Annotated in this window: 14 protein-coding genes and 1 pseudogene; 6 read left to right on the top strand and 9 right to left on the bottom strand. The window is 62.6% G+C overall.

What is annotated here, in order from left to right; translation table 11 throughout:
• Nucleotides 1-62 precede the first annotated feature (62 nt).
• The 5 genes from GWC77_RS20670 (at nt 63) to GWC77_RS20650 (ending at nt 5901) form a co-directional block, all read left to right on the top strand.
• A complete protein-coding gene (locus GWC77_RS20670; protein WP_173260020.1) occupies nt 63-746 on the top strand; it encodes a heavy metal response regulator transcription factor in 684 nt (227 codons plus the stop codon).
• The gene (locus GWC77_RS20665) at nt 743-2146 is read left to right on the top strand and encodes a heavy metal sensor histidine kinase (RefSeq protein WP_173260019.1); all 1404 of its coding nucleotides are present in this window, start codon (nt 743-745) and stop codon (nt 2144-2146) included. Before GWC77_RS20670 ends, GWC77_RS20665 begins: the two co-directional genes overlap by 4 nt.
• Before the next feature lie 148 nt (nt 2147-2294).
• The gene (locus GWC77_RS20660; RefSeq protein WP_173260018.1) at nt 2295-2804 is read left to right on the top strand and encodes a YbhB/YbcL family Raf kinase inhibitor-like protein; all 510 of its coding nucleotides are present in this window, start codon (nt 2295-2297) and stop codon (nt 2802-2804) included.
• A 7-nt stretch (nt 2805-2811) separates the two neighbouring features.
• Nucleotides 2812-4176: an MFS transporter gene (locus GWC77_RS20655; protein WP_173260017.1), complete on the top strand. Its 1365-nt coding sequence runs from the start codon at nt 2812-2814 to the stop codon at nt 4174-4176.
• A 234-nt stretch (nt 4177-4410) separates the two neighbouring features.
• Nucleotides 4411-5901: an RNA polymerase factor sigma-54 gene (locus tag GWC77_RS20650; RefSeq protein WP_173260016.1), complete on the top strand. Its 1491-nt coding sequence runs from the start codon at nt 4411-4413 to the stop codon at nt 5899-5901.
• A gap of 100 nt (nt 5902-6001) precedes the next feature.
• Here the strand turns inward: GWC77_RS20650 and otsA are convergent, their stop codons facing one another.
• The 5 genes from otsA to GWC77_RS20625 form a co-directional block, all read right to left on the bottom strand.
• Nucleotides 6002-7483, bottom strand: a complete 1482-nt coding sequence (otsA, locus tag GWC77_RS20645) for an alpha,alpha-trehalose-phosphate synthase (UDP-forming) (RefSeq protein WP_173260015.1) — start codon at nt 7481-7483, stop codon at nt 6002-6004.
• Between the two features lie 203 nt (nt 7484-7686).
• A complete protein-coding gene (locus tag GWC77_RS20640) occupies nt 7687-7899 on the bottom strand; it encodes a hypothetical protein (RefSeq protein ID WP_173260014.1) in 213 nt (70 codons plus the stop codon).
• A 141-nt stretch (nt 7900-8040) separates the two neighbouring features.
• Nucleotides 8041-8217, bottom strand: coding sequence for a hypothetical protein (locus GWC77_RS20635; protein ID WP_173260013.1), 177 nt, complete (start codon nt 8215-8217; stop codon nt 8041-8043).
• A gap of 112 nt (nt 8218-8329) precedes the next feature.
• Nucleotides 8330-9751 (bottom strand): sigma-54 dependent transcriptional regulator, encoded by a 1422-nt coding sequence (locus GWC77_RS20630; protein WP_173260012.1) that lies wholly within the window; start codon nt 9749-9751, stop codon nt 8330-8332.
• A gap of 178 nt (nt 9752-9929) precedes the next feature.
• Entirely contained in the window at nt 9930-10193 is a 264-nt protein-coding gene (locus GWC77_RS20625) for a hypothetical protein (RefSeq protein ID WP_173260043.1), read from the bottom strand.
• 292 nt (nt 10194-10485) lie between these two features.
• Here GWC77_RS20625 and GWC77_RS20620 point away from each other — a divergent pair, with 292 nt between their 5' ends.
• Complete coding sequence (locus GWC77_RS20620) at nt 10486-11550, top strand: sigma-54-dependent Fis family transcriptional regulator (RefSeq protein WP_173260011.1); 1065 nt, start codon at nt 10486-10488, stop codon at nt 11548-11550.
• Nucleotides 11551-11624: 74 nt separating this feature from the next.
• Here GWC77_RS20620 and GWC77_RS20615 read toward each other — a convergent pair whose 3' ends face one another.
• The 4 genes and pseudogenes from GWC77_RS20615 to GWC77_RS20600 form a co-directional block, all read right to left on the bottom strand.
• Complete coding sequence (locus GWC77_RS20615) at nt 11625-12731, bottom strand: DUF6396 domain-containing protein (protein ID WP_173260010.1); 1107 nt, start codon at nt 12729-12731, stop codon at nt 11625-11627.
• The gene (locus GWC77_RS20610) at nt 12724-14283 is read right to left on the bottom strand and encodes a tetratricopeptide repeat protein (RefSeq protein WP_254367066.1); all 1560 of its coding nucleotides are present in this window, start codon (nt 14281-14283) and stop codon (nt 12724-12726) included. Before GWC77_RS20610 ends, GWC77_RS20615 begins: the two co-directional genes overlap by 8 nt.
• Before the next feature lie 105 nt (nt 14284-14388).
• A complete protein-coding gene (locus tag GWC77_RS30325) occupies nt 14389-15471 on the bottom strand; it encodes a nuclease-related domain-containing protein (protein ID WP_173260009.1) in 1083 nt (360 codons plus the stop codon).
• Nucleotides 15472-15602: 131 nt separating this feature from the next.
• A pseudogene (locus GWC77_RS20600) lies at nt 15603-16346 on the bottom strand (tetratricopeptide repeat protein); the annotation flags it as partial.
• Between the last annotated feature and the right edge of the window lie 124 nt (nt 16347-16470).

Below are 16470 nucleotides of genomic sequence, written 5' to 3'. Positions count from 1 at the left end.
TCGTATGCACGTTCGCCCTTTTTCATCGCCCCATTCGTTCAACGGCGCAACCCAATACCGAAATGAAGATCCTGATTGTGGAAGACGAGCCCAAAACCCGGACTTATCTGAAACAAGGGCTCGTCGAAGCGGGCTTTGTCTGCGACATCGCCGCGGACGGCGTCACCGGACTGCATCAGTTGCAGACAGAGGCGTACGATCTCGCCATCCTCGATGTAATGCTGCCTGGCAAGAGCGGCTGGTCGATCGTCGAGGAACTGCGCAAGACGCATCGCACGCCGGTACTCTTTCTGACCGCACGCGATGACGTCGACGATCGCGTCAAAGGGCTCGAACTCGGCGGGGACGACTATCTCGTCAAGCCATTCGATTTCGTCGAGTTGCTCGCGCGCGTGCGCTCGCTCTTGCGCCGCGGGCAAACGCTCGATGCGTCGGTGCTGCGTGTGGGCGATCTCGAACTCGATCTCATGCGCCGCAAGGCGAAACGGCAAGGGCGTACGATCTTGCTCACGGCCAAGGAGTTTGCGCTGCTATGGCTGCTCATGCGCCGCGAAGGCGAGATCCTGACGCGCTCGCTGATCGCCTCGCAGGTGTGGGACATCAACTTCGAAAGCGATACGAATATCGTCGACGCGGCGATCCGCCGCGTGCGCGCGAAAGTCGACGATCCGTATGAGCCGAAGCTTATCCATACGGTGCGCGGCATGGGCTACGTGCTCGAACAACGCGACGACTCCCTTGTATGATCGGAAATCTCGTGCTGAAAACGATGCGCGGGCGGCTCGCGGTGCTGTTCGCGCTGTCGACTTCGATCATCCTCGCCGTGAGCGGCGCACTGCTCTACGAAACGCTGGACCGATCGATTGCGCAATCGCTGCGGCACGAGATGGAGGCGACGCTCGATGCGGCCATTTCGCGGCTCGGCACCGTGGAGACGATCGAGGAACTCCGTGACGAGCGTCCTGCTTCGTCTCTGCTGCTGCAAGGCCATGAGGACGTCGACCTGGCGGTCTTCGACGAATACGGCAACACGCTCGTCAGCAGCCCGAACTTCGTGCCGAGTCCGAACGTTTTGGCAAGCGCGTTGAGTGCATTGAGCACCACGCCGGTCGCCGTGCAACACGAGCAGCGGCCGTTGCGCTATCTCGTCGCGCGAGCCGGGATTGCCGAAAAAGACGTCCCGGTGCGCGTGGTCGTGCAGCGCAACTATCGCGGTGCTCAGGCCTTCTTGCACATCTGCGCACTGAGTGTCGTGCTGGGCGTGCTCGTCGGTACGGTGCTCGCCGCCCTCGTCGCTTACCGGATCGCCGTATTCGCGCTGAAACCGCTGAGCCAACTCGCCGCGCGCGCCGACGAGATTTCCGGCAACCGCCTCGCCCACCCGCTGCCCGATACGGGCATGGCCGACGAGCTGCGCGAGCTCACGCATGCGTTCAACCGCATGCTGCAGCGGCTCGACGAGTCATTCACGAGGCTGACGCAGTTCTCCTCCGATCTCGCGCACGACATCCGCACACCGCTCACGAACCTGCTGGCGCAGGCGCAAGTCGGGCTCTCGCAGCCTCGTTCCAACGAGCAATACCGCGCGATCATCGAATCGAGCGTGGAGGAATTCCAGCGCCTCTCGCGCATGGTCGACGACATGCTCTTTCTCGCCCGCGCCGACGCGCGGCAACGGCGCACACATTTCCAGCGCGTCGACGGGCAACGCGAAGCGCTGCGCGTCGCGCGCTACTACGAATCGATCGCCGAGGACCGCGACATCGCTATCACCGTCGATGGCCACTGCACGTTCGACGGCGATCCGCTGCTCGTGCAACGCGCGCTCGGCAATCTGCTGTCGAATGCATTCGCCCATGCGCCTCAGGGCTCGACAGTGTCGATCGAATGCCGGGAGTTCGATGCCGTGGCTTCCGTGTCCGTCACCGATACCGGACCCGGCATTGCGCCGGCACATATCGAACGGATCTTCGATCGCTTCTACCGGCTCGACCCCGCGCGCCAGAATTCGGCGGCGGGCGCCGGGCTCGGCCTGGCGATCGTCAAGTCGATCATGGACGAGCACAGCGGCGAGTGCCGCGTCGACAGCGTGCCCGACGTCCGAACGACGTTTTCGCTGCGCTTTGCTCGCAGCGTGCATGCTTAAGCCACGCGCGCCCCACGACCAGTAGCGCGCCTATACTGCTATCCATGCCGGCGCTCCCCCGCGCCTCGCGCGCGGACCCGGTGCTAAACTCGGCTCGCTCGCCGCTTCGCGGCCTCGACGTTGAAGTGTCAAAAAATGGAGGCATTCGATGGCTGACTTCAGACTGTGGTCCGACGACTTCCCGATCAACGGCTTCATGCCGAAGGATCAGGAATGCGACGACAAAATGTTCGGCGTCGACGGCAATGGCGCGAACGCATCGCCCGCGCTCCAATGGGAAGCCGTCCCCGAAGACGCGCAAAGCCTCGCGCTGACCGTGTACGACCCGGACGCGCCGACGGGCAGCGGCTTTTGGCACTGGGTCGTCGTCAACATTCCGCCCGATACACGCTCGCTGCCCCGCAATGCCGGCAAGGCCGATGGCTCGCTGCTTCCGCCCGGCGCGGTGCAGGTGCGCAACGACTACGGCACGCAGGGCTTCGGCGGCGCGGCGCCACCGCGCGGAGACAAACCGCATCGCTACATCTTCCGTCTTCACGCGCTCAAGGTACCGCATCTGCCGGTCACCGCCGAGACGACGAACGCCGTCGCGCGCTTCATGACACACATGAATGAAATCGACTCGACGATCTACACGGGCCTTTACGAGCTGAAATGAAACGCGGATGCTGACAGACCAAGGCCTTCCCGTTCCCGAACGCTATTGGGCCGTCGCGGTCATTGCGCTTGGCCTGACGCTAGCGGTGCTCGACAGCGCCATCGCCAACGTCGCGTTGCCGACCATCGCGCGCGACACGCACGCGAGTGCCGCGGCGTCCATCTGGGTCGTCAACGCGTACCAGCTGTCAATCACGATCTCGCTGCTGCCGCTCGCCTCGCTCGGCGATCGCATCGGCTATCGGCGGGTCTATACGGCGGGGCTCGCGCTTTTCACATTGGCGTCGCTCGGCTGCGCGCTGTCCGGCTCGCTGCCCGTGCTCGCCGCGATGCGCGTCGTGCAAGGCTTCGGCGCAGCCGGCTTGATGAGCGTCAACACCGCGCTCGTGCGCGCAATCTATCCGCCCGCGCATCTCGGGCGCGGCGTCGCATTGAACGCGATGGTGGTGGCGCTCGCCTCGGCAGTGGGACCGACGGTGGCGTCCGGGATCCTTGCCGTCGCGTCGTGGCCATGGCTGTTTGCGATCAACGTGCCCATCGGTATCGTCACGATCGTCGGCGCGTTCAAGGCGCTGCCCAACACCCCCGGGCACAACGCGCCCTACGACTACCTGAGCGCGGTCATGAACGCGTTCGTGTTCGGCCTCATGGTCTTCACGATCGACGGCGTGGGTCACGGCGAATCGTGGCCTTATGTGACGCTGCAGGTGTTGGCGGTGATAGCCGTCGGCTACTTCTTCGTGAAGCGGCAACTGCGGCAGAGCGCACCGCTTTTGCCGGTCGACTTATTGAGGATTCCTGTCTTTGCGCTTTCGGTCGGCACATCGATCTGTTCGTTTTGCGCTCAGATGCTGGCATTCGTCTCGCTGCCGTTTCTCTTTCAAGCGACGTTCGGATTCACGCAGGTTCAAACCGGCCTGCTCATCACGCCGTGGCCCTTGGCGATCGTCTTCGCCGCCCCGCTTTCTGGCGTGCTTTCGGATCGCTACTCGGCCGGTATCCTCGGCGGCATCGGCCTCGCGATTCTCGCCACCGGCCTCGTGCTGCTCGCCACGCTCGGCCCGCATCCCGGCGGCGCCGACATCGCCTGGCGCATGGCCGTTTGCGGCGCGGGCTTCGGCCTCTTCCAGGCGCCGAACAACCGCCAGTTGCTGTCGGCGGCACCGCGCGAGCGCAGTGGGGGCGCGAGCGGCATGCTGGGCACCGCCCGGCTCACGGGACAAACGCTCGGCGCCGCGCTCGTTGCCCTGATATTCGGTGTCGCGCCGACGAGCGGTCCGGTGATTTGCCTTCGGCTCGGAGCGGGTTTCGCGGCAGTCGCCGCATGCGTGAGTCTTCTCCGATTGAGGCAAACGCAGCGCGCGACCGCCTGACGCACGTTTCGTCGGTACCAGTGCTCGCCGTCGGTTGCGGCCTGGCAAGCTGCATGCGCCAGCGCACACTCGATCGCGCGTGAGCCGAGGAGTGCGGCGCGTTTTTTGCACACTACCTGTAAAAGCTGCTATCTCGATACGGCGCCCGACATGGCGTGAGCCCCCCGCCTGCCGGGTGCCACATGGTATGAGCGTTGCTTTAGTTCCTGGGACCTCTTCAAACGGACCCAGACTATGCCACCGACTCTCGAACTTCGCAGCAAACAACACGTCGCGTTGACGCCGCGCCTGCAGCAATCGGTGCGGTTGCTGCAGTTGTCGTCGCTGGAGTTTCAGCACGAGCTGCGTGAAGCGCTGGACAGCAATCCGTTTCTCGAATACGACGAACCTGTTCCCGACGGGGAGACCGAGTCCGATCGCGTCAAAGAGGTCCACGGCGTCGGACAGGACGCCGCGGAAACCGTTGCGCCCACAACCACTGAAGCCACCGAGGGGCTCGACAGCCTCGCCGCCGCCGATGCATCGGCGGCCGCCGCCAGCGAGGAGGCCAGCGGCGATTTCTCGCAGGACTGGTCACTGCGCTCCGCATCGCGCCATAACGGCGACGGCGACGACGTGGACCCGGGCGCATGGGCGCATGCCCAGCCGACGATGCATGAACACCTGCACGATCTGCTGAGCCTTTATCCGCTCAACGAGCGCGATCGTGCCGCGGCGCAAGTCGTCATCGAAGCGCTCGACGACGATGGCTACCTGCGCGATTCGCTCAGCGATCTCGCCGCCGCGTTCGAAGCCGACCCTCCGTTGGCCGAAGAAGAGCTGCGGGTGGCGCTGCGGCTCGTGCAAACGCTCGATCGGCCCGGTGTGGGCGCGCGTTCGCTCGCCGAATGCCTGCAGTTGCAACTCGATGCGATGCCGCCTGAAACGCCGGGGCGCGATCTCGCGCACGAAATCGCCGCAAGCCATCTCGAGCGGCTCGCGCGCCGCGAACATGCCGAGCTTCAGAAACAGCTCGGCTGCTCAGCCGAGGAGTTGCGCGTCGCCTGCGCGCTCGTGCGGCGGCTCGATCCCAAGCCGGGCGAGTATTACGCGCGCACCGACGACAACTACGTCATTCCCGACGTGATCGTCCGGCGAGTGAAGAACCGCTGGGTCGCGACGATCAACCCCGCAGTCCTGCCCCGCGCGCGGATCCATCGCGTCTATGCGGAACTCTTCGCTCAATCCGCCGGCGGCAGCGGCTCGCCGCTCGCTCAGCAACTGCAGGAAGCTCGTTGGCTGCTGCGCAACGCCGAACAGCGTTTCACGACCATTCAGCGCGTCGCGCAATGCATCGTGTCGTATCAGAAGGCGTTCTTCGATTACGGCGAAATCGCGCTGAAGCCGCTCGTACTGAGCAAGCTCGCGGAGGAGCTCGGCCTGCACGAGTCGACCGTCTCACGCGCATCGAGCAACAAGTACATGGCCACGCCGCGCGGCATCTTCGAATTCAGACATTTCTTTCCGCGCGAACTCGCGACCGAAACCGGTGGGCGTTGCTCAGCCGCGGCCGTGCGCGCCCTCATCAAAGAGATGATCGAGCAAGAGGACCCGCGCAATCCGCTCTCGGACGTGGCGCTTGCGAAGATGCTGACGCAAGAAGGCATGCTCGTCGCGCGACGCACCGTCGCAAAATACCGCAATTTGCTCAAACTGCCGCCCGCGCAATTGCGGCGTCAAGGATAGCAGCCGATAACGGGCGCACAGCATAAAACGAAGGGCCGCTCTCGAAGAGCGGCCCTTTATTATCGATTGCGTTCTGGAGATGGAGATACCGTCAATCGCTTCAGGACCGATGCAGCTCACGCGCCGGCCGGTTCACGGGATAGCGAAACGGAATCGGCACGTCGAGGCTCTTGTCGGCCAGTTCGACGGCTCGACGCGTGACCGACGCGGCCGCAGCGACGTGCCGCAGGTCGTCGAGGAACGCGTCGCGCCAGGTCGATAGATCGTTGGCACGCAAGCGCGCCATCATGTCGGCGTGGCGCGCCTTGCGCTCGTTAAGCGGCATCGACAACGCGCAGGCCAGCGCGTCGGCCATTTGAGAAAGATCGAACGGGTTGACGACGAGTGCGCCGGGCAGTTGTTCCGCGGCGCCCGCGAACTGAGACAGTACGAGCACCCCCGGATCGGCCGGATCTTGCGACGCGACATACTCTTTCGCCACGAGATTCATTCCGTCGCGCAGCGGTGTGACGTAGCCCACTTGAGACAATCTGAAAAGCGCCATCAGCACGTTGCGCTCGTATTTGCGATTCAGATACTGGATGGGCGTCCAGTCGAGCTGAGCGAAACGTCCGTTGATGCGCCCCGCCTCGCCTTCGAGCGTTTGGCGGATACGCTGATAGGTCTGGACGTCAGAACGCGTCGGCGGCGCGATTTGCACGAGCGAGACCTTTCCTTGCCAGTGCGGCACGTCGGCCAAAAGCCGTTCGAATGCCTGAAAGCGCTCGACGAGGCCTTTCGAGTAATCGAGCCGATCCACGCTCATGATGAGCTTGCGCCCGCCTGCCGCCTCTCGCAGTTCGGCGACGGATTTGCGATCGCTGAACTGTTCGGCGGCCTTCGCCACCGCATCCGGATAGATACCGATCGGGTAGGCACCCACTTTCAGCAACCGTCCGAACGCATGCACCATGCCCTCTGAGCTGACTGAACCGAATCCCCCGCGTTCGATGTAGTCGATGAACGCTTGACTGTCGGTCTGCGTCTGGAATCCGAGTACGTCGTAACTGCACATCGCGTGGACGAGCTCGGCATGCGGCGGGACGGCTCGCAGCATCTCTGGCACCGGAAACGGAATATGCAGGAAGAAGCCGATCGGATTCGTTACACCGAGATCGCGCAGCGCGCGCCCGAACGGCAACAGGTGATAGTCATGCACCCATATGATGTCATCGGGCCGGAGCAGTGCCTTCAATTGCGTTGCAAGCGCGATGTTGACGCGCAGATAGCCGGCGTATTCCTGGCGGTCGTAGCGCGAGAGATCGGTACGATAGTGAAACGTCGGCCACAGCGTCGCATTCGAAAACCCTCGGTAGTACTGATCGTAATCGCGGCGCGTCAAACCGACTGTCGCATAGGTGACGTTGCCTTGCTTCTCGATAGCGGGCCCATCGCTCTGCGTGACGATTTCGCCGCTCCATCCAAACCATAGGCCACCCGTCTCCTTCAACGCATCGAGGACGCCGATTGCAAGCCCTCCGGCGGCGGGACGTCCCTCTTGCGTCGGCGCAACACGATTCGATACCACGATAAGTCTGCTCATTGCGGCTCCACCTCGTCGAATTGGCGTTCTCGCGTGGCGACGACCATCGCCGCTCCGGTTTATCGAATGCAAGTCGCGTGCCGCTGCGATGCACCGCTTTCGAGCATGCGAGGGGCGAGCGCATCGCGTCCCCGAGCCGACGCGCTCGCGCGAATCGAATTACTTAGGCGTCCTCTACGATTATCGCGCCCGGAGCCGGGCGTTCAGGCGTCCTGTTCAGCCCCGAGGTCGCGCTGGTAATCGAGCCCCTCCGGGCGCGCGCCGCCCTGGTTGAATGCCCCGTCAGGCGGCGCATTCGGCGCGACGCGGTTCTGCGCGGACGGGTCGTGCGCAGGGGGCCCGGATGTCTGACCGGTGTTTTTGGCTTCGCGCTTGGAAGCGTGGCGCGGCGAACGCCGCAACGCTGGATGTCTCATGGGATACCTCTCGTCGAAGCGCGCCCGCGTGGGCGAAACGGGAATTTGCCTATGCCAACAGTCTAGGACGCGGCGCGCTGTTTCGCGCGGTAACAATTGCGCGAGATATGTAACCCATACAGGACGGTATTCGCCCGGGCTTTACGCACCTGCCTGCGGCGGCTCGGGCGGCGGATCGCCGATCGGCGGCACCGGTGGCCCCGGCGGCTCGCGCTCGGGCTCGGGATGCGGCCCGGGCGGATCCTTCGTGGGCGGCGGCCCAGGCGGGTCGGGTTCGGGCGTATGGAGCCGGATCGGCTCGCGCTTCGATTCGTGCATCGCGATCTCCTCGATTGGGCGTGAGTGATACGCAGCGATGCGTCGCACACATCGCCCCGCCACAGCTATCGAGCAATCGGTTTGCCCAGCCGCTCGTAATCGACGCGAGGTCTCAGGGGCCCGCTGCCGGCTCGCCTGTTTCTCCCGCCGGATCGGGGTCGCCCGCCGCTTCTCCCGCCGTGGATTTGCCGCCTTCCTCGTTGTACTCGACGAGCCGGTTGTAGAGGGTCTTGAGGCTGATGCCGAGAATCTCGGCGGCACGAGTCTTCACTCCGCCGCACTGATCGAGCGTGGCGAGAATGAGCTGACGATCGGCGACTGCGAGCGATGTCCCGAACGGGATGGTGACGGCTGTGCCTGTCGTAGGCTTGGATAGCGAAATCTGCAGCGGTACCGCAGCCGTCGTATCGGAATCGGCGCCGGACATGATATAGGCGCGCTGCACGTAGTTCTTGAGCTCACGGACATTGCCTGGCCATGGGTACGACAGCATCATGTCCTTGGCCGCGGGCGGGAATTGCTTGTGCGTGCCGTGTTGTTCGTTGTGCTCATCGAGAAACGCCTGCGCCAGCAGCCAGACGTCGTTGCCGCGCTCGCGCAGCGGCGGCAGGCTGATCGGAAAAACGTTGAGCCGGTGATAGAGATCGAGCCGCAGCTTGCCTTCGAGCACCGCCTCTTCCGGATCGCGATTCGTTGCAGCAATGACTCGCACGTCGGTTTCGATCTCTTTCGTCGTACCGACGCGCATGAACATGCCCGTCTCCAACACGCGCAGGAATTTGACCTGGAGCTCGGCCGGCATCTCCGTGATCTCGTCCAGAAAAATCGTTCCACCGTTGGCCCGTTCGAAATAGCCCTTGTGCTGGCGATCCGCACCGGTAAACGAGCCGCGCTCGTGTCCGAACATTTCCGATTCGATCAGGTTCGGCGAGATCGCACCGCAATTGACCGCTAAAAACGCATGCTTGCGCCGCAGGCTCAGCTCGTGAATAGTCTGCGCCGCCACCTCCTTACCCGTGCCCGACTCGCCCACCAGCAGCACCGACGCAGCTGTGGGCGCCACGCGCCCGATCTGGTCGTAGACAGACTGCATGGCCGGCGAGCTGCCGAGCATGAGGCCGAAACGGCCCATGCGTCGTAATTCGCCACGCAGGTTGCCGATTTGCGCTTTCAAATCGCCGGCGCGCGGCAGCCGGTCGAGCACCGCTTTCACGCGCTGCATGTTGATCGGCTTGACCAGATAGTCAGATGCGCCCATTTTGAGCGCCGACACCGCGGATTCGACCGTGGCATGCCCTGTGATCACGACGATTTCGACGCCCGAGCGCGGGTCGAGATCTTCGAACAGATCGACGCCGCTGCCGTCCGGCAGTTGCAGATCGGTGAACACGACGTCCGGCGTTTGCCGGACGAGCTGAATGCGCGCTTCGCGCAGATCGCCCGCCGTGGCGGTCGTCAGGCCGTCTTCGGCAATGATCGAGACCAGCGCTTCCCGGGTCTCGGGGTCGTCGTCAACTATCAGCACATGTGGCATCGGGTTCTGTCATCAATGAGTAGTGTCGAAATGGGACGGTATCCAATCAACCGAGCGAATTCCAAGCGCACAACAGCCCTGCCGCGCGGCGGCGCCGCCTATGACGGGGCTCTATCCTGCATACTCGGGCCGAACCGTGCAAGAACGGACGGCCGGCCGGCTTGTCGTGCAATACGGGTCAGCTATGCGGGAAGTGCCATGCGTCCGGTGTGCCGCCTACCTGGGCATGGCCGTTCGACATGGTGCCTGGCGACACGTGCGAACCCAACGTCGAGGGCGCTTCCTGGGTCGTGGACGCCAGTGCGCCGCCTTCCGCTTCCCAACGATTCAGTTCGCCGGCGAGCCGCGCCTGCGACGCGCGGTGTTTCTGCGCCCACCGCCATGCGAGCACGCCGCCTACCGCGACCAGCGCGCTAAAAATACCGATTCTGGGACGGGCCATCTGATTCCCCTTGCATTCGTTGCCGATATGAATGGTATAGACCGTTGCAAGTTTTTCCGCACGCGGATTTTCGATGCTGCGGACTTTCATTCGGATCGATCCGGCGGCCGCGAGTTCCCGCCGCGAGGCCATACCAAGAGCATGTTTCATGCCACTGGGTAAGCGGGGTTCGCTTGGCATCTTTGGCCGACGTAAGCAGGCCCCAACGTGGTTAAATACCGGTTCGACTACTCGGAAAAACGCGCGCGGCGATGCAAACGGCATTCGCTGGTGCGCTCCAAATCCCGAACTCATGGCGACGTCAAGCGACTTCGAGACTCCGGCGGAAGCTCCGGACAACGGCTCCGCCCAACGAAACGATTCCGGCCCCCAGCGTACACCCGAGGGGCTCGAGTTCTATGGCATGCTCTACGGCGCATCGCCCGCGATGCTCGAGCTTTTCGAGCAAATCGAGCGGGTGGCGGCGACCGATGCCACTGTGCTCATCGTCGGCGAATCCGGTACCGGCAAGGAATTGATCGCGCGGACGATCCACGATCGCAGCCGCCGGCACGATCAACCGTTCGTGGCCGTCAACTGCGGTGCGATTCCCGATAATCTGATCGAAGCCGAACTCTTCGGCCATGAGCGCGGCAGCTTCACCGGCGCCGTGCAAGGCCGTGCCGGTTACTTCGAGCACGCCAATGGCGGGACGCTCTTCCTCGACGAGGTGACCGAGATGATGCCCGTGCGCCAGGTCAAGTTGCTGCGCGCGCTGGAAACCGGCACGTTCTATCGCGTCGGTGGCACGGAACTGCTGCATAGCGACGTGCGTGTCATCGCGGCGACGAATCGCGACCCGGCGTTGGCGGTGAAGGAGAACGGCTTGCGCGAGGACTTGATGTACCGCCTCGCCGTGTTTCCGCTGCGTGCGCCGCCGCTGCGCGAGCGCGAAGGCGATCGCGAGTTGCTCGCTCAGCACTTTCTCGCCGAGCTCAATGCGCGGGAGGGCACGAACAAGGTCTTCAGCAAGCGGGCGAGGGAAACGTTGCGCACGTATTCTTGGCCGGGCAATGTGCGCGAGCTGAAGAACAGCATCTATCGGGCATTCATCCTGGCCGAGAAGACGGTGGAGATCGAGCACCCGCGCCTCGCGGCGCGCTCGAAAAAAGCCGTAACGCAAGGCGATGCGATGAGCATCTGGGTTGGCACGCCGCTCGCTGAAGCGCAGCGGCAGATCATTCTCGGGACGCTCAAGTACTGCGGCGGTGACAAGCGGCGCACGGCAAAAGCGCTTGGCGTGAGCCTGAAGACGCTTTACAACCGTCTGGGCGCGTATGAGGACGAAGATGAAGCGCCGTCGGCGGGCAGTGCTTGAGGCGCGCTCGCGGTGAGGCAGCGGCGCGGGCGTTTGCGCCTTCTAGGTCATCGATGTGGTCTCTCGTTGACTCGCTAGCGTGCTGAGTTAAGCCCCTCCAGCGCTGCGCCCAGCTGTGCCTTAGCGGGCGGTGGTATCGCTGCTTTTGCGCCGTCAATCAAGGTCTTTACGCTTCCGTCCCACTCGGGCAACGGGGCGGGCGGCAACGGCAGTACCTTGTCGAGGTTGGGAAGCTTCATGCGCCCGCCGTAGAATTCCAGCGCGTCGCCGAGCTTGCCGTAGCGCTCGGCACGGGCCTTGTCTATGTGGCCGACGATGTTGGTGCCATCGGCCAGATCCATCCCTCCAAACTCGACAGACAAGGTGTTTGCACAATTCGCGCTCCCTAGCTTTACTCCCTCATGGAATGCTTTCAATGCCCGAAGTTTGGATTCTTGTGTAGTGCCCTTATATGCGAATCCCAGATGATATGCAGCTTGTCCGTCCCCTTGTGCCAAGGCACATTGCAGCATCTGGATTGCAACTGGCATATTCCCCCAGAATCCCTGGCTGGGATCGTCGTATGTCGCGGCCAACTTGTCGCCTAGGAACGTCATAGCAGACGGGCTACCCATATCAGCGGCGCGCTGGAAGAAGGCATACGCGCTCGTGACATCCCCTCCTTTGACCAGCCCATTTTGATGGTATACGCCCATCATGTCGTACGCGTCCGGCACGCCCAGCTTCATCGCCTTCTCTACCCAGCGGATCGCCATTTCGGGATTATGTTCCGGGACGCCCGAATCGTTGCTCACGATGAGCGAGGCGAGATTGAGCATCGCCTTCCAATGATTGCGCTCAGCCGCTTGCGTGTAGAGCTGGTAGATCTTCGAGTAGTCGCGCTTGGCCGGGTAGATGTTCCGGTCGTCAAGCGCGAGCGCTTGCTGAAACCACAGCTCGGCCTGCGGATCGATCGGCGGCACATGCTGGTCCTGATAGACGCAAGTGAAGGTCTTGCGGTGCGGGTTGAACAACGGCAGTTTTTCGTAGCGAGGCGAATCGGAGATACTGGTGCTCAGTTTGCTGGCGAAAGCAGCAAAGGGGCTAGCTTGCGAGCCGGTAGCGAGCACAGCAAGGCTCACAACCAGAAATCGCAGAACGAGGCCGATCGACGTTGCGCGAAAGCAATGCGTGTCAGGCATATCCCTTATCCCCGGAAAATGGCACGGTCACCGATGCATGCATCGTGCGTGTGGGCCAATGGTCCTCGAAGGTAAGCGGGCGTTCACCCTGGCGCGGCGCCACAGCAACGTTGTGTATTACGACGTCCATCCAAATCAGGCAGGTAGTACACACTGCGCTGTGCGGCCAGTTCAGCGCAACGACATCTCGCTGTGGCGGCAAGGCGTACGACTCACCGAGATAGTTCCACTGCGCCTTATCGGCGGTGAGCCAGCCGAATGACGGCGGCTCGAATCGCTCACTCGCTACATAGCGCTCAAGAGCGTTGCGGCGAGCCGGCATCAGCTCGGTTTTGAACGCCGACGCTGGGCCGTATGGCGCAAGCCAGTAGCCATCGCGCGGCACAAGTGCATTGCCCGCGACCATCATCGCGCTCTGTTCGAGAGGCGCGACAGCATAGCCCTGTCGAATGAATTCGCGTCCCTCCAGCGCTGCGCCCTGCTGTGGCTTCAGCGGCGGTGGTGTTACGGCTTTCGCGCCGTCAATCAAGGTCTTTATGTTTCCGTCCCACTTGGGCAACGGGGCGGGCGGCAGAGGCAGCACCTTGTCCAGGTTGGGAAGCTTCAGGCGCCCGCCGTAGAATTCCAGGGCATCACCGAGCTTGCCGTAGCGCTCGGCACGGGCCTTATCGATGTGGCCGACGAGATTAGTGCCATTGGTAAGGCCAAGGCCATCGAACTCGGGAGCGATGCTGTTTGCACATTTCGCGCTTCCGAGTTTTACCCCTTCATGCAAAATCTTCAGCGCCTTCAGTTTGGCGTCCGCTGTCTTGGCGCGCGAATAGATAAGCGACAGCTCGTCTGCTGCATCCCCATAACCCAGGGCGAAAGCACAATCCAGCATCCGCGTCGCCATGGACAGATTGCCCCAGAACTCTCCATCTGGATCGTCATATGCACCGTCCATCTTTGTGCCCAGGAACGTCATGGCAGACGGGCTACCCATATCGGCCGCGCGCTGAAAGAAGGCGTAGGCGCTCGTGGCGTCCCCTCCTTTGACCAGCCCATTTTGATGGTAGACGCCCATCAGGTCGTATGCGTCCGGCACGCCCAGCTTCATCGCCTTCTCCACCCAGCGAATCGCCATCTCGGGGTTATGCTCCGGCAGTTCCGGACGGTCGCTGACGATCAGCGATGCGAGATTGAGCATCGCCTTCCAGTGATTGCGCTCGGCAGCCTGTGTGTAGAGCTGGTAGATCTTCGGGTAGTCACGCTTGTCCGGGTAGATATTCGGGTCGTCGAGCGCGAGCGCTTGCTGAAACCACAACTCGGCCTGCGGATCAATCGTCGGCAGATGCTGCGCCTGATAGGCGCACGTGAACGTCTTACGGTGCGGGTTGAACCGCGGCAGTTTTTCGTAGCGCGGCAAATCGGAGATATTGGTGCTCAGTTTGCTCATCAATGCGGTGAGTGGGCTGGCTTGCGATCCGGTAGAGAGCACCGCAAGGCTCGCTATCAAAATTCGCGGAACGAGCGCCATCAATGTTGCGTGAAGACCATTGTTGTCAGGCATAGTCGGTGTTTTATAAGGACTAAGGACGGCACGGTTACCGAGGCGTGCATCGTGGCCGTGGCACCGTGGTCCCCGAATGGCGGCGGTCACGAAATCGCGAGCACCCTAATGATTCCGCAGTCTCGCAAGCGTCTGCGGATCGGGCACACACCCAAGGCGGTCAATATCTGGTGGACATGGTGGCGGCGGAGTCGGCGCTGGCTGGCTCGAACGCTCTGCCTGCACCTGTAAATTCGCCCGTTGGGCCTCGAGTAGCGCCGAGGAGGACTCGCCCCGATTCTCCATCTCTCGCCCGATTCGCGTTCTGCGAGTCGCTTCCGTCGCGGCATGCCGATGGAACGGCTGATGCTCATGGGTTGGCGCCGATGACACCTTCTGCGCTCCGTTGCCTGCGTGATGCAGCAAAGCCATTACACCCCAGACCAAGATCGGAAGTCCGATGAACGACAGGACCGCGGCTCTCAACCAGACTCGCTTTCTTCGACGCCCGACAGGGGCTGCCTCCAATGCGAATGCAGCAGGTCGATTAGTCCTCTGTGGCATGGCGCCCCGCACCGCGTGTGGCGCGTCCGGTTCGCGAACGACGTCCGCATACCTTGGTTCGAGCACCCGTATCGAGCGAGCGCTTGCGGTCGTCGTCAATGGCGCCAGTCCCTTCGCCTTCGCGAACTGGCGTACACCTTCGAGGCTCCAGAGCCTTCGCAACGTTCCTGGCCGAACCGGTGTCGAGAGCAGGCCTTCCAGTGCCTCTATGCCCGCGATCGTCACTCGATGGTCCGACTCGGGCAAGTTCGATCCCATCGGCTTGCCGTAAGCAAGCAACACCACTGCATGCGCGTATCCGGGATCGGCGCCGATCATCGCTCGCAGCGCGTCTTTCAGATCCATGTGCGCCGAGTCGATTTTTGCGTATGCGTTCGATCGGCGCTCACCCGTAGCGACCGTACTCCAGTCGCGGCTGTTGATGTCGCCCTCGACCGCTTGCAAGTAGCCCTTGACCTCTATTACAAGCGTCGCTGTTTGCGTTGCGACGACCAGATCGATTTCATGGCGGCCATGAAGCAAGTTGACCAGGATGACGGCGTCCTCTCCCCGCCTCTCGAGAATCGAAAGAACGCGTTGAAGCACGAGTTGTTCGGCAGAGTCGGTGGGCCCGTAAGCCAGCCGGCTGAACGTTTCAACGGTCATAGTTCGGCATCTTTTGCGTCAATGGTTTGCTGCGGGGTGCGCTACAGTCATTCCATTCACTTCATACACTCCGCGTGCGCTTTGCTGAAACAGTCGCCCCCTGAAAGCTCAACGGCCCGGGGCGGAGATGCCACGGTTCTTGCACCATCAATCAAGGTTTTTACGTTTCCGTCCCACTTGGGCAACGGGGCGGGCGGCAGCGGCAGCACTTTGTCGAGGTTGGGCAGCCTCATGCGCCCGCCGTAGAATTCCAGTGCGTCGCCGAGCTTGCCGTAGCGCTCAGCCCGGGCCTTGTCGATGTGGCCCACGAGGTTGGTGCCATCTGTCAAACCCATCCCATCGAACTCCGTGGACAGCGAGTTTGCACATTCGGCACTTCCCAATTTCGCGCCTTCCTGAAAAGTCTGGAGTGCGTGCTGCTTTGCCTCCGGGGTATGCGGGCGCGCATAGATAAACCCCAGCTTGTACGCTGCCTGACCGTAGCCCTGCGCCATCGCGCATTGCAACATCTCGACAGCCACAGGAAGATTGCCCCAGAACTCGCCATGTGGATCATCGTAGGTACCAGCCAACTTGTTCGTTAGAAATGTCATTGCAGACGGGCTACCCATATCGGCAGCGCGCTGGAAGAAGGCATAGGCGCTCGTGGCATCCGCTCCTTTGACCAGCCCATTTTGATGGTAGACGCCCATCACGTCGTATGCGTCCGGAACGCCGAGCTTCATCGCCTTCTCTACCCAGCGGATCGCCATCTCGGGGTTATGCTCCGGCACTCCCGAATGGTCGCTCAAGATCAGCGAGGCGAGATTGAGCATCGCCTTCCAGTGATTGCGCTCAGCCGCCTGCGTGTAGAGCTGGTAAATCTTCGGGTAGTCTGGGGGTGACCCGTTTCCGTGGACGGTTAAGCAGTTGAATTTTGGTTCGGCTGATTTCCTCCATGTTGGGCGCTTGCGCGAGTTGTCCACGGTCGGTCGGCGGGTCGCCTATCACGACCACGAC

Origin of the sequence: Paraburkholderia sp. NMBU_R16 (assembly GCF_013282575.1) — a bacterium.
Taxonomy (GTDB): Bacteria; Pseudomonadota; Gammaproteobacteria; order Burkholderiales; family Burkholderiaceae; genus Trinickia.
Note: the sequence above shows the minus strand (reverse complement) of the source record. Positions and strands in the feature narration are given on the sequence as shown.

Bases quoted from the DNA above. Each gene is read 5' to 3' on its own strand.
- GWC77_RS20655 (WP_173260017.1), top strand. From the start codon at position 2,812: ATGCTGACAGACCAAGGCCTTCCCGTTCCCGAACGCTATTGGGCCGTC.
- GWC77_RS20640 (WP_173260014.1), bottom strand. From the start codon at position 7,899: ATGAGACATCCAGCGTTGCGGCGTTCGCCGCGCCACGCTTCCAAGCGC.
- GWC77_RS20615 (WP_173260010.1), bottom strand. From the start codon at position 12,731: ATGCCTGACACGCATTGCTTTCGCGCAACGTCGATCGGCCTCGTTCTG.
- GWC77_RS20670 (WP_173260020.1), top strand. From the start codon at position 63: ATGAAGATCCTGATTGTGGAAGACGAGCCCAAAACCCGGACTTATCTG.
- GWC77_RS20610 (WP_254367066.1), bottom strand. From the start codon at position 14,283: ATGCCTGACAACAATGGTCTTCACGCAACATTGATGGCGCTCGTTCCG.
- GWC77_RS20620 (WP_173260011.1), top strand. From the start codon at position 10,486: ATGGCGACGTCAAGCGACTTCGAGACTCCGGCGGAAGCTCCGGACAAC.
- GWC77_RS20650 (WP_173260016.1), top strand. From the start codon at position 4,411: ATGCCACCGACTCTCGAACTTCGCAGCAAACAACACGTCGCGTTGACG.
- GWC77_RS30325 (WP_173260009.1), bottom strand. From the start codon at position 15,471: ATGACCGTTGAAACGTTCAGCCGGCTGGCTTACGGGCCCACCGACTCT.
- GWC77_RS20665 (WP_173260019.1), top strand. From the start codon at position 743: ATGATCGGAAATCTCGTGCTGAAAACGATGCGCGGGCGGCTCGCGGTG.
- GWC77_RS20660 (WP_173260018.1), top strand. From the start codon at position 2,295: ATGGCTGACTTCAGACTGTGGTCCGACGACTTCCCGATCAACGGCTTC.
- GWC77_RS20625 (WP_173260043.1), bottom strand. From the start codon at position 10,193: ATGGCCCGTCCCAGAATCGGTATTTTTAGCGCGCTGGTCGCGGTAGGC.
- GWC77_RS20630 (WP_173260012.1), bottom strand. From the start codon at position 9,751: ATGCCACATGTGCTGATAGTTGACGACGACCCCGAGACCCGGGAAGCG.
- otsA (WP_173260015.1), bottom strand. From the start codon at position 7,483: ATGAGCAGACTTATCGTGGTATCGAATCGTGTTGCGCCGACGCAAGAG.
- GWC77_RS20635 (WP_173260013.1), bottom strand. From the start codon at position 8,217: ATGCACGAATCGAAGCGCGAGCCGATCCGGCTCCATACGCCCGAACCC.